The 12,721-nt window shown below is 44.8% G+C and carries 14 protein-coding genes; 6 read left to right on the top strand and 8 right to left on the bottom strand.

The genetic code is table 11. The annotated features are described in order from the left end of the window. The first annotated feature begins 132 nt into the window (after nucleotides 1–132). Nucleotides 133–1,053 carry a GGDEF domain-containing protein gene (locus tag R7Q38_RS15235; RefSeq protein ID WP_005380246.1) on the top strand — a complete coding sequence of 307 codons (921 nt, stop codon included), beginning with the start codon at nucleotides 133–135 and terminating at the stop codon, nucleotides 1,051–1,053. Nucleotides 1,054–1,086: 33 nt separating this feature from the next. Here the strand turns inward: R7Q38_RS15235 and csdA are convergent, their stop codons facing one another. The 4 genes from csdA to R7Q38_RS15255 form a co-directional block, all read right to left on the bottom strand. Next, nucleotides 1,087–2,298 (bottom strand): cysteine desulfurase CsdA, encoded by a 1,212-nt coding sequence (gene csdA, locus R7Q38_RS15240; protein WP_239938540.1) that lies wholly within the window; start codon nucleotides 2,296–2,298, stop codon nucleotides 1,087–1,089. Then, nucleotides 2,298–2,897 (bottom strand): DJ-1 family glyoxalase III, encoded by a 600-nt coding sequence (locus R7Q38_RS15245; protein WP_239938541.1) that lies wholly within the window; start codon nucleotides 2,895–2,897, stop codon nucleotides 2,298–2,300. The genes csdA and R7Q38_RS15245 overlap by 1 nt, the downstream gene beginning before the upstream one ends. After that, complete coding sequence (panE, locus tag R7Q38_RS15250; protein ID WP_239938542.1) at nucleotides 2,894–3,784, bottom strand: 2-dehydropantoate 2-reductase; 891 nt, start codon at nucleotides 3,782–3,784, stop codon at nucleotides 2,894–2,896. Before panE ends, R7Q38_RS15245 begins: the two co-directional genes overlap by 4 nt. Before the next feature lie 108 nt (nucleotides 3,785–3,892). Further along, nucleotides 3,893–4,690, bottom strand: a complete 798-nt coding sequence (locus tag R7Q38_RS15255; protein WP_005385292.1) for an outer membrane protein OmpK — start codon at nucleotides 4,688–4,690, stop codon at nucleotides 3,893–3,895. A gap of 323 nt (nucleotides 4,691–5,013) precedes the next feature. Here R7Q38_RS15255 and R7Q38_RS15260 point away from each other — a divergent pair, with 323 nt between their 5' ends. The 4 genes from R7Q38_RS15260 to R7Q38_RS15275 are packed head-to-tail and all read left to right on the top strand — an operon-like array spanning nucleotide 5,014 to nucleotide 8,250. Beyond that, nucleotides 5,014–5,610, top strand: a complete 597-nt coding sequence (locus R7Q38_RS15260; protein ID WP_005380253.1) for an LON peptidase substrate-binding domain-containing protein — start codon at nucleotides 5,014–5,016, stop codon at nucleotides 5,608–5,610. Continuing rightward, a complete protein-coding gene (locus tag R7Q38_RS15265) occupies nucleotides 5,607–6,965 on the top strand; it encodes a DUF4397 domain-containing protein (protein WP_005380254.1) in 1,359 nt (452 codons plus the stop codon). The genes R7Q38_RS15260 and R7Q38_RS15265 overlap by 4 nt, the downstream gene beginning before the upstream one ends. A 44-nt stretch (nucleotides 6,966–7,009) precedes the next feature. Beyond that, entirely contained in the window at nucleotides 7,010–7,594 is a 585-nt protein-coding gene (locus tag R7Q38_RS15270) for an RNA polymerase sigma factor (RefSeq protein WP_005380255.1), read from the top strand. Further along, on the top strand, nucleotides 7,591–8,250 hold the full coding sequence (locus R7Q38_RS15275; RefSeq protein WP_005380256.1) for a ChrR family anti-sigma-E factor: 660 nt from the start codon (nucleotides 7,591–7,593) through the stop codon (nucleotides 8,248–8,250). Before R7Q38_RS15270 ends, R7Q38_RS15275 begins: the two co-directional genes overlap by 4 nt. A 63-nt stretch (nucleotides 8,251–8,313) precedes the next feature. On the opposite strand, the gene R7Q38_RS15280 is transcribed toward R7Q38_RS15275, so the two are convergent. The 4 genes from R7Q38_RS15280 to R7Q38_RS15295 all read right to left on the bottom strand — a co-directional run bounded on the left by R7Q38_RS15280 (nucleotide 8,314) and on the right by R7Q38_RS15295 (nucleotide 12,039). Then, nucleotides 8,314–9,666 (bottom strand): AmpG family muropeptide MFS transporter, encoded by a 1,353-nt coding sequence (locus tag R7Q38_RS15280; protein ID WP_005380257.1) that lies wholly within the window; start codon nucleotides 9,664–9,666, stop codon nucleotides 8,314–8,316. Between the two features lie 71 nt (nucleotides 9,667–9,737). Beyond that, entirely contained in the window at nucleotides 9,738–10,283 is a 546-nt protein-coding gene (locus R7Q38_RS15285) for a peptidylprolyl isomerase (protein ID WP_005380258.1), read from the bottom strand. Beyond that, a complete protein-coding gene (locus R7Q38_RS15290) occupies nucleotides 10,283–10,852 on the bottom strand; it encodes a YajG family lipoprotein (protein WP_005380259.1) in 570 nt (189 codons plus the stop codon). The genes R7Q38_RS15285 and R7Q38_RS15290 overlap by 1 nt, the downstream gene beginning before the upstream one ends. 32 nt (nucleotides 10,853–10,884) lie before the next feature. Further along, nucleotides 10,885–12,039, bottom strand: coding sequence for a methyltransferase (locus R7Q38_RS15295; RefSeq protein WP_005380260.1), 1,155 nt, complete (start codon nucleotides 12,037–12,039; stop codon nucleotides 10,885–10,887). A 243-nt stretch (nucleotides 12,040–12,282) separates the two neighbouring features. Between R7Q38_RS15295 and bolA the strand changes: the two genes are divergently transcribed. Beyond that, a complete protein-coding gene (bolA, locus tag R7Q38_RS15300; protein WP_005380262.1) occupies nucleotides 12,283–12,591 on the top strand; it encodes a transcriptional regulator BolA in 309 nt (102 codons plus the stop codon). Nucleotides 12,592–12,721: the final 130 nt, after the last annotated feature.

Genomic DNA, 12,721 nt, shown 5'->3' on the forward strand with positions numbered 1-12,721 from the left:
AAACTCAATTGTATTTAAAATTTGTCTATATTAGAGAATAGACATATGCCCCATTCGCTCCTATTCCCCAATGTGGAAACACACTTGGAATCGATTGGGTTACTTAGATACAAATGCTAGGAACCTCCCTATATGCAATTCACCTTGGAACATGCGCAAGACGTGTTATCCGGAATGCCAGACCCCACTTTTATTCTGAGTGAAGATGGTATCTATATTGATGTTTTTGGAGGAACAGATAAAAAAGCCTATCACGATGGAAGTAATTTGATAGGTGAGACGCTGCACAGCGTACTTGAGAAAGATAAAGCTGACTGGTTTATCGAACAGATAAATCGGTCACTGAAACAAGACAGTATTGTGACGATCGAGTACAAGATGTGCGCCGACAGCATTCAGGGAATAGATGCTAACAGTGGGCCAAGAGGCGACCTATACTACGAAGGCAAGATCTGCCCACTCGCTATAAAATACCGAGGTCGTCGCGTTGTCCTTATTCTTACACGCAACATCTCCAATCGCCACCGAGTTGAAACCCTTCTTCGCCATCAAAGCCAAATTGATGCTCTTACCAACATCTACAATCGACGTGTCTTTTTCGAAAAGCTCACAGAAGAGGTCATTAAAGCTCAAGAGCCGAACTATCACTCCGCGTTGTTATTGTTTGATTTGGACTTTTTTAAAGTCATCAATGATAAACGTGGTCATGATGCGGGGGATTATGTCTTAGAGACCTTAGCTGATTTGGTTTCTCACTTACTCGTCAAAGACGAAATTTTTGCAAGAGTCGGAGGGGAGGAGTTTGCGATTATTTTGCCAGAAACTTCTCTGTCGGCGGCGAAAGAGGTAGGAGAGGAAGTACGTTCCCACATTCAAAATTGTCAGTTCGAATTTGAAAAGATTGAAATTCCGGTCACGGTGAGTGTAGGCGTGGTGGAAATAGGCAGAAATGAAACCACCAAACGTTTGTATGCGCATGCAGATAAAGCGCTTTATGCTGCGAAAAGAAATGGCAGAAATTGCGTGGCGACTCTGGATAGGCAGATGGAGTAACCTTGTTGGTTACTCCAAATCAAACCGTTGGCGTTATAGCATGTCGACGGCTTTTTCTACGGCGGCGATGAGTCTATCCACATCTTCAGCCGTGTTATAAATACCAAAAGAAACGCGTACCGTGCCTTTAACGTTTAGCGCATCCATCAATGGGTGAGCGCAGTGGTGTCCTGCTCGTACCGCAATGCCTTGTTGATCGAGCAGCGTCGCAATATCTTGGTGATGAACGCCGTCCATGACGAACGTCAGTACAGAGGCATTCGGTTGATAGCCTAGAATATGGATGTCATCCAAAGCGCTTAGTGCTTGGTAGGCCTTATCCTGAAGCACATGGAGATGAGTCTCTACTTCATGATGGTCAAAACCTTGGTACCACTCAATGGCTTTCGCTAGAGCAATCGCGCCCGCAACGTTCGGTGTGCCCGCTTCAAATTTTCCAGGAAGTGCAGAAAACGTCGTTTTTTCGAAAGAAACGCGTTCAACCATTTTACCGCCGCCGTGCCATGGTGGCATGGCTTCCAAAAGTTCAAGCTTGCCGTATAAAACCCCAATGCCTGCTGGTGCATAAAGTTTGTGACCTGAGAAAACGTAGAAATCGATATCTGATGTCGATAAATCAAGTTGCTCATGTACGATGCCTTGCGCGCCATCAACTACAACAACCGCGCCAACGTTGTGCGCCAGTTCAGTGATTTTTTCGATAGGTTGGCGTGTGCCTGTTACGTTGGTTATTTGTGCGCAAGCAACAATTTTACAGCGGTCAGACAGAAGCGCCTCAAATGCACTGATGTCGAACTGGCAATCTGATGTCATCGGAACTTTAATGACTTTAGCACCCGTTTGCTCTGCCACGATTTGCCAGGGCACGATGTTGGCGTGGTGCTCCATCTCGCTAATCAAGATCTCATCACCTGGTTGTAACGTGCTACGGGCGTAGGTTTGAGCAATTAAGTTCAGTGCTTCGGTTGCGCCCCGTGTCCAAATGATCTCTTTAGAGCTGTTTGCACCAATAAAGCTTGCCACTCGTTCTCGTGCCGCTTCAAATTGGCTGGTGGCATTAGCCGTTAAACTATGGCTGCCACGGTGAACATTGGCATTTTGCGCACTGTAGTAATGACTGATGACATCAATCACACATTGCGGTTTTTGCGTTGTCGCTGCGCTATCTAGATACACTAAGGGCGTATCGTTGACGGATTGATTTAGAGCGGGAAATTGCTCACGTACAGCATTTACGTCAAACATTATTCTTCACCAAGCTTGTGGTAGTGCAGAGTAGGCAGAGGGAGCATTGGTTCAGCAACTGACCATGCGTGTTTTTTACCTGAGAGTTGAATGATTACTTCCATCGCGAACTCTAAAGCTGTACCCGGACCTTGACTAGTGATCAGGTTGTGGTTGATATCAAAGGTCACGCGTTTACTGCGCCACTTCTCTACCGGGATATGCGACTGAAAGCTCGGGTGACAGGTCATCAGTGATTGTGGGAAAAGATCATGGTGTTGCAATACCAACGCTGGTGCTGCGCAGATAGCTGCGACCAATTTTCCCTCATAGATGTGCTGCTTAAGGATTTCTATCATCACCGTACTATCACGGAAAATTTCTGCACCACCAACACCACCAGAAAGCGCTATGGCATCAAACTCATCATCAGCGATATCGACCAGCTTACAATCTGCCGTTAATGTGACTCCGCGAGAAGCTTTCATCGTCAATGAGCCATCAAAAGCAGCACTCGCTACCGTAACGTCATAACCCGCGCGAACCATCATGTCGATAACGGTGACGGCTTCCATTTCTTCGGTGCCTGGAGCGATTGGCACTAAGATTTTCTTACTCATTGTTCTGTCCAGCTTTGTTCTATTTGTTTGATGCGTTGGTAAAGTTTTAGATTCTCAGGCGTATTGATGCGATGTTTCTCGGCAGCCTTTAACAAGTATCCGGTTATAAAATCAATTTCCGTTCGACGCTGATGGAATACGTCTTGTCTCATTGAAGAATAGTTCTCAGCTGTGGCGTTCACCACTTGCATTACCGTATCGAAAAGAGAGCGAAACTCGATAGCAATACCTTCTTTACTCATTACTTCAACCAGTTCTTGAGTGATGCTTTCGAGTTGTATCTTAAACTCGGGCTGCGCAAGCTCACCATTCTTACACTGCTGAATCGCAGTCAGTGGGTTAATCGCGCAGTTAATTGCTAACTTAGTCCATAACGCAGATTGGATGTGTGCATTCCAAATGGCCTCTGGAAGAGCATGATGCATAACATCTTGCAGAAAAGCGCACTGCATTCCTTTGTCATTATAACCACCCGCTTGCGTTGTTCCGTGACCGGTATGCAATACGTGTTGGTTATCTGGTTTGTATGCGCCGTGCGTCGTTGTTGCGAGCACTATCGGATTGTTTGGCACAACCTTCTCCAAGGCAGAGGCAGTACCCATACCATTGTGCATCAGCATGATAATCGTGTCTGTATTGATATGAGGGAGCAAAGGCTGAATGGCGTCTTCCACTTGCCAAGCTTTTACCGTGATCAAAATGAGATCTGCTTTATTTACGGAGGAAATATCTTGATTACTGAATACGATTGCGGGTGTGTCATCCAACTGAAGTGATTGTTGGCTTTCAGAACTTCTTCCCCACAATGAAACATTGTGCCCGGCAAGCTTAAATTTTGTTGCCCAGAGTGAGCCCACCGCACCTGGACCGAGGATAAGGATATTCACCAAACGCTCTCATTAAAAAGGTTTGCTGCAAGGATAATGAGGGAAAAAAGGAAAGCAAATAAAAATGGCGCCGAAAGGCGCCATTTTTGAGCAAACTTAGTGGTTCAATTAGAACTTGTAAGTTACAGCAAGGTAGTGGCCAAAGCCAGTTGACTTGAACCCATCAGTATCTTTGATACCGTACACGTCTTTGTAACCTTTTAGACCGTAACCCACTGCGAAGCGGTCTGAGTGCCAGTAGATACCGTTGAACATTGCACCACCGTTTGACGCGGTTGAACCAAACTTGTTACCAGCATCATCATCCATACCGAATTGGTAATCGATGTAGCCTTGGTAAGAAATGAATGAACCGTTCTCGAAGAAGTAGAATGGTTTGAACCAGTTAGTCGAGATTTGGAAACCGTTCCAATCCTTTTTGTTGCCGTCGTAAGTGCCGTATAGGTTAACACCAACTTTACCAAACCAAGGAACCATTACGTCAGAACCTAGACCGATTTTTTGAGAGTTAACACCAGAGTTACCACCCCACTCGATTAGAGTTGCAACGTATAGCTCTTGAACTGGACCGAAAGATAGGTCTTTACCAGTTACCGCATCTAGAGACATACGTGGAGCGAATTTCATAAAGATCTTCTCTGCGCCAGCTTTGTCGCTACCTGGATCAGAAGTTAGGTTGAATACATCAACGTAGCCGTAAAGGTCGAAGATACCAGAGCGGCCGCCGAATTCCATTTCTAGGTAGTCGTGTGAAGACTCACCTGGAAGTTCGTCAAATGCACCCATTAGGTTAAATTGCATCCACTTGTAATCGTTTTTGTGAATATCGCCGTCAGAGTAATCTGCCGCCATAACTGGAGCTGAAGTAGCCGCTAGAAGGCTAAGAGCTAAAAGTGATTTACGCATAAGGGGACTCTCTATGTTTGTAATGATTCAGAACACGCAATCTGTGCTGCGCTTTCCAATTGGCGGGAATAATAGCGATAAAAATCCCAAATGAAAGTGATAAAGGGTGCAAAATGAAACGTTTTTGGTGAGTTGCATCACGAAATTATCTTTATTTACGGAACTTTTTGTTTGTTGCATTTTATTGCAATAAATGTGTGATTTGGATCGTTTGCGTGAGCGATTTTATGACTTTTTAAGCCAGTCGATTAACCAACATAAATCGTTAGTGATCGGAGTGATAAGGGATTCGTATGTATCCGTGAATCAAAGAGGACGTTTGAATGAAAGAAGTCATGTTATTCCCACTCACTTCAGTTGTACTCCCTGAAGGTAAAATGAATCTGCGCATTTTTGAGCCACGATATAAGCGAATGGTAAAGGAATGCAGCCTACAAAATGTGGGTTTTGGAGTTTGCCTAGTAGGAAGTGAAGGTGACCCTAAAGACGTGGGTAACGTTTCATCTATCGGAACTTTGGTCAGGATTGTTGATTTTGAAACACTCAGTGATGGTCTTCTTGGTATTACAGTCGCTGGTGAGAAACGCTTTGTTGTCAAACGAGTTCGTGCAGATGCGGACGGCTTACGCCATGCAGAGGTCGAATGGTTAGACAATTGGCAACATCCAGACAACTCACCAGATTTCTTCTATTTAAGCCAGCAGTTATCCCATGTTTATGAAGAGTTTCCTCAACTTGGAAACCTCTACCAGCATCGTTTTTACGATGACTCAGCTTGGGTGACCCAGCGCTGGCTTGAATTACTTCCTTTAGACTGCAATCTGTTCGAACAGCTCGTTGGCGCAGAGAACTGCATTCCTGCGTTGCAATTTCTGACAGAAGCCATAGAAGCCCCGACTAACAAAGAGGCAAGGATATGAAAGGATTTGGCAGAGCTGCGCTAACTATGGTGGCGGCATTAGGACTGGCGGCGTGTGGCTCCGACAGTGACACTATCGAGTATTCCAATTTACAAGCAGTGCACGCGTCTTCTGATGCGCCGCTTGCAAATGTGTGGATCAACGATAAACCATCATTAACGAATGTTGATTATGGTGTGGGATCTGGCTACGTTAAATTGCGAGAGGGGATGAATTCGATTCAGGTCGATGTTCAGCTCCCAGGTAATGAAACCGCGACCGTAATACCTAAAACAGAACTAGATCTTGATTCCGACCTCAATTATAACGTGTTCGTTGTTGGCGATGCCGATGGTTCGCCAAACCCAGTTGAGCCTTTAGTTGTGACTCGCAGCGCCGATTCAATGGCTGATGCCAATAGTCTAGATGTTCAAGTTGTTCATGCAGCTTCAGGCGTTCCTGCTGTTGATCTTTATGTCACTGAGCCAGGTGTTGCTCTTGCTAGCGCGACTCCAATAACTAACCTTGCTTACAAAGCTTCTACCGACGTATTGAACATCCCAGCTGGTGAGTATCAAGTTCGACTTGCCGTAGGAGACAGCGTTGCTTTTGACTCCGGCACAGTACCTCTTGCGGCTAATTCCAACTTGACGATTGCCGCTATCGGCACAGGAGATTCGAATAGCACGTCACCTGTCAAACTCTTGGTGTTGGACGGTTCGGGCTCTTCTATAATTGAAGATATGGGCAGCCAAGCTGAAGTAAGAGTCGGACACCTTGTCGATGGAGCGCCAGTCGTCGATGTTAACGTTAACGGGGCGGCCTTCGCTCCTCTTGCCGACTTAGCGTTCAAAGAGATTCGTGGTTATTTGGATCTTGCTGCTGGCGCTTACGATATTGACGTTTACGTGGATGGCACAACAACCAATCCGATCATAGATGTTGACGGGTTAATGGTTGCAGGTGGAATGGATTACAGTGTTTATGCAGTCGGTGTTGTTAGCCCAGCGATTGATATCGAAGCTCTGGTTGTTGAAGATATGAGACGCGCTGTGGCGACTAGCGCGACATTGAATGTGACACACGCTGCGGCTAATCCTATAGCGGAAATGGTGGATATTTACCTCACTACGAGTGCAGGAATAGATGGAAGTGATCCAACTATTGCTAATTTTGCGTATAAAAATAGCGTACAAGGATTATATGTCGCTGAAGGTACATATTATGTAACGGTAACAGTGGCTGGTAACCCAAGTATTGTTGCGGTTGACTCAGCACCAGTCAATGTAATGAACGGTGTTGTGTACCAAGTCGTTGCCATTGATGATGGGAACAACGGTGGTTTCAACTTGTTGGTCGATGACGTGACCGATTAGGACGAATGGGAGGAGGAGACTCCTCCCACAAATTAAGGCCGATTATGATGAGTGATAGCCCGAAAAAACTGGGGCGCAGTGATTGGAACGATTACATGGATAAAGTGAAGGCTCGAGACAAAGATGCGTTCGCTTTTGTATTCCGTTTTTACGCACCCAAGCTGAAGCAATTCGCTTACAAACATGTTGGTAATGAGCAAGTTGCTATGGAGATGGTGCAAGAGACCATGGCGACAGTTTGGCAGAAAGCGCACCTCTATGATGGTGAAAAGAGCGCGTTATCGACTTGGATATATACCATAATCCGAAACCTTTGTTTTGATTTGCTGAGAAAACAGAAAGGTAAGGAATTACACATTCATTCTGATGACATTTGGCCGTCAGAGTATTATCCACCTGATCTTGTTGATCACTATTCACCAGAACAAGATATGTTGAAAGAACAGGTGGTTAAGTTTTTAGATATATTACCGAAAAACCAGAGAGATGTTTTACAAGCGGTATATCTTGAAGAGCTACCTCATCAACAGGTCGCGGAATTATTTGATATACCCCTCGGTACTGTAAAATCCAGGCTGAGGCTTGCAGTAGAAAAGCTAAGGCATTCAATGCATACGGAGCAACTATGAACAAACACCCAGATAACAGCTTGTTAGAAGCATACGCTTCGGGAAGCATTGATGCGGTTTCTGGTCTTGTGGTCGCAACCCATTTAGAAACATGCACCAAGTGCCGAGCTTATGTGAACCAAGTCGAAGCAAGTCAAGCGAACATCGTAAGTGACATACCTTCTGAGTATGTTTCTGAATTTGACGACATGTTTAATGACATCATCAATGCGGAGCCAGCGACTGATAATATCGTGATCCGCGACTCTGCTGCTGTTAATGTCGCAGGAAAAAGTTTCGCTCTTCCTAAAACTCTAGCGCGTTTCTCTGACCTCGTAGGGTCATGGAGAAGTTACGGAGGCAAGGTTTTTAGTGCTCAGATTGACCTAGGGGAAGACGCTCGTGTCAGCTTAATGTACATCGGGGAAGATGTGCAAATTCCTCAACATACGCACAAAGGCCTGGAGTCTACATTGATCCTGCATGGCGGATTTAGTGACGAGGATGGCCAATATGAAGAGGGCGATTTGATGATTAGAGACGCATCAGTGAAGCACAGCCCTTACACTAAGGCCGGAGAAGACTGCTTGTGTTTAACCGTATTGACTGAGCCGATGATCTTTACTCAAGGCGTGGCACGTATATTTAATATGTTTGGTAAAGGGTTATACCCATAGACCTCTTATCTTATATCTCGCAAAACAAAAACCACCGAATTCGGTGGTTTTTTATATGTTTCGTTAATGCTTGTGACGTGCTTTTTCCAATAGAGCATCAAAGTAATGTCGTAGCGAGTACAACATAATCAAGCTTGGCACGACCATGACAGCGGTAAGCACGAAGAATGTGCTCCAATCATTAAGATAATCCACTAGCTCGCCACTGAAAGAAGCAAGAGTCGTCCGTCCGAAGTTTCCTAGAGAAGCAAGCAACGCATACTGAGTTGCCGAAAATGCTTGTCCGGTTAGAATCGTCAAAAATGAAACAAAAGCGACAGTTGAGAAAGCAGTCGTAAAGTTATCGACAATAATCGTGGCTAAGTACAAGTGCTCGTTTGGGCCTACCGAAGCAATCCAAGCAAACATCAAGTTACTGGCAGACATAGCAATACCACCGATCATTAATCCACGTACAATACCAAACCTAACGTTGAACATGCTTCCGACAAAAGTAAAGAAGATGGTGGCTCCCCAACCAATCAGTTTGGAGTAATAGCCAATTTGTTCATTGCTAAAACCAATATCTTTGTAGAACGCGATCGACATCCTGCCCAAAAACGCTTCGCCAATTTTAAATAGGAAAACGAACAGCAACAGAGTAATCGCGACACGGACACCATTGCGATTAAAGAAATCAAGGAAAGGTTCCACAACAGTCACGGTAAACCAAGCTACGACTTTCGAACCAACCACTTCTTTGTGGCGTTGTTCAGCGGCAGACTGAAGTTGTTCGCGTTGAGTCTTAGGTTCACCGACTAAAATCGTAAAGACCATTAGAATGCCGACTATCACCGCCATCCCGTAATACACACCATTCCAACCGACACTGTCAGCATTAACAAACGCTAAATAACCCGGTAGTGAATAACCTGTCCACCAGCCAATGACCGCCATTGCAGAAGCTTGAGGCAGTTTAGACTCTTCTGACTTTGGGAAAGTATCAATACGAAAAGCATCAATTGCGATGTCTTGTGTCGCTGAAGCCGTTGCAATACACAAGGCGAGTAGTGACGCAAACACCAAGTTTTCCGCTGGATTAACACCGGCAATAAATAGGGTAGCGACGAGTACGATACTTTGACAAAAGAAAATCCAGCTACGTCTTTGCCCCAGCAGTCTAAAGAGGACTGGCAGCTTCACGCGGTCAACCAGAGGTGCCCACAGAAAGTTGATCGCATAGACCGCAAAAACGCTACCAAAATAGCCAATTGCGGAGAGGGTCAAGCCGGCATCTTTTAGCCAACCTGACATGTTTGAACCGATAAGAACCCACGGAAAGCCGCTAGAGCAGCCCAGCATGAAAACCCACATGAGTCGTTTATCGAGGTAACTTTTTACCGTTTCCAACCAAGTGATGGAAGGTAATGAAGACATAAATCAATCCAATAAAATGAAGCCGTTGAAAGAGAAAGCCCTTCGATTATTCAAAGGGCTTATCGTTTTGGCTATTTAAGTAGTGTAGCTTTGGTGATGACGATTTGCGTCTCTGGTACATCACGCATTCGGCCTACCGTCGTGGTCGGCTGCTGAGCCATTTTCTGGATAACGTCGAACCCCTCAGTAACCTCACCAAATACAGCATAACCTGGTGGTCGAGCGCCATAGTTGAGAAAGTCATTGTCGACTAAGTTGACGAAAAACTGACGAGTTGCAGAGTTTGGTGCATTGGTTCGTGCCATGGCGATGGTAGCACGGTCATTGTTTAGACCATTATTTCCTTCGTTTTTGATTGGCGCGTATGTTTTCACCATCTGCATATCTTGGTTAAAGCCGCCACCTTGTGCCATGAAGCCTGGGATAATACGATGAAAAATAGTACCCTCGTAGCTCCCATCTTCTACATATTTTAGAAAATTAGCGACAGTGATAGGTGCTTTCTCTTCGTTTAACTCAACCGTAAATGAACCAAGTGTCGTTTCAAACGCTACTTTTGGTCCAGCCCAAACGCTGCAGCTGAGTAGTGCTAAGGACAGAATCGCTTTGCGTAACATTAGAAACGCTCCTGCATGTATTGACGAAGCTCAGGGTCATTGGCAATCTCTTTAAGCGTCAATGTCACCACATCATTCAATGTCTCTTCAATATCGGCATCAGAAGCACTCAATGTGCCAGATCGCTTTGCTGTACCTGTATAAGTTTTGACTAGCTTGCCCTCAGGTGTCTCTGCTGTGATTTCCAGCACAACTTTAGCATCCATCTCATTTTCCATCACCGAATGCTTCACGTTGACCAACGCTTCTTGAACGCTCAATTCAATCGCGTTGTTGCTGTTTAGATCCGCATGGAAACCTTGAGATGAGAATTGCTTCTCTAATGCTTCTTCTAACGCAATACGTAAATTCTGTTTAGCATGAAGAGGAAGAATGTTCGAACGGCCGTTATCCACCAACGCCACGTACTGCGCTGCACGTACATCTTTGCTGGTCAAACTGTAAGTCTTGCCTTGAACAATTGGATTGGTGCTCAATGTGCTTTCTGGCATCAGGTTCAGCTGAGGTTGTTGAGGGGCTGAACACGCAGCAAGCAACGCAACCGAAGCCGCAAGTACCAATTTTCTCATTTTATTATTCCTTTTAACTATTTTGCTAAAGCTTATTTTGCGCTTAATTTAGCAGGATTTTTTGTAGCCTGTAAAATCACAAACTTATTGTTGGAAGCGATAAGTTTCACATTTTTATCGCCAAACAGACGTTTGAGTTTTGCGTCGTACCCGAGGTGACGATTTCCGATAACCAGTAAACGGCCATTTTCACTTAATACTTGTTTAGCATCGCAGAACATTTGCCAAGCAATATGATCGGTGATTGCCTGTTGTTGATGAAACGGTGGATTACACATAACCATAGAGCTGCTGCTGTGTTTAAAACCGTCCAAGCAATTGTTCGCTATGCACTGTATGTCTCTATTTTCACCAAGGTTGTCGCGTAGGTTCTGTTTTGCCGACTCAAGCGCCATAAAGCTTTCATCAACACATGTTAGCCGAGCATTTGGATTCAACTGACCAAATTTAACAGACAGAACACCATTGCCGCAGCCGAGGTCGATGACATTGTCTATTGAAGGGTCTTGAGGCAGGTGCTGCAGCATAAAGCGTGCACCTAAATCTAAACTTTCTCCTGAATAGACATTTGGCATGTTCTTGAGTTCGATATCTTCGCCATCAACGCGCCAAGTCGTGAAAGGCATTACTTCAATCGTAGGCTCAACTGTTGCTTGAGAAAACACCAATCTGTGCTTTTTCCAGGCCAAAGATGTTTTTGTTTCGCCTAAGTATTTTTCAAACAGTTTTAGCGTCGAAGTATGAATGTCTTTCGCTTTATTGACTGCAATGACGGGGCAGGAAGCCGGTAGCGCCTTTCTTAATTGGCTTAGTATCCACACTAGATGGCGGTTACTTTTGGGCAGTTGCAGCAAGACGAGATCAATATTGGCAGGAACGAGGTCCATCGTGGTGGCAAACGCTACTTTATTGCACTGGTTTTGCTCGAGATTTTGCTGTGCACCTTTATGTGAGATGAATGAATCACTCATTAGCGTTACATGGTGCTTTTCCGAAAACCAGCAGGAGAGGGCACCAAAGCTGTCATTAATCACGAGGATGTTTTGATTGTCTGGCAAAGCAAGCTCTTCAACATGATTAATAAGATACTCATCACCGGCATCCCACGCTTGTAGCGTTTCGTTACTACGTTTTGGGAAACGATGAAGTGTTAAGCTTCGCTCGTGAAGGTTCAGTTCGGTTTTCATAGCTAAATGTAAGTTGATTTAGAAATTAAGTGTTATTGTCGCAAATGATGACGTGTCGAGATACAAAAAGCTGTCAAATTTTACGAGTTCAGTGATGGCTGCTCTTTAGACATGTTCGTGGAGTCAAGCGCCTTGAGACAATATGTCTACAAAGTGCGTCAATAATGAGAGTGACGTTTGAGTGATGCATGTCTGCTTTACTTAGGTATATACTTATGGAATTCGCATCAATGAGGAACGAATATGATCCAAGAAATCATAGAGAAGAAACTACACAGTGAGCTGCAACCCAGCTATCTCAAAGTCATTAATGAGAGCTACATGCATAATGTGCCACCAGGCTCAGAGAGTCATTTCAAAGTGATTGTTGTGAGTGATTCGTTCGCGGGACAGCGTTTGATTGGGCGCCATCGTCAAGTTCATCAAATTTTGGCAGATGAACTGGACAACCACATTCATGCATTAGCTATTCATACATACACTGATGAAGAGTGGAAGCGTGAACAAGATGGCGCCCCTGATAGCCCGATGTGTATGGGTGGTGGTCACTAAAAACGCAAGATATAAAGGTGCAGAGAAAAGGTGGCTTAAGGCCATCTTTTTTCGTTTTCAGCCCTAAACCACCTACTTCAGTAGGTGGTTATCATCCGTTTCGGCTTTGCCTGTAAAACTACTCATGCTA

The sequence above is a fragment of the Vibrio sp. Vb0598 genome (assembly GCF_033338935.1).
Lineage (GTDB): Bacteria > Pseudomonadota > Gammaproteobacteria > Enterobacterales > Vibrionaceae > Vibrio > Vibrio alginolyticus.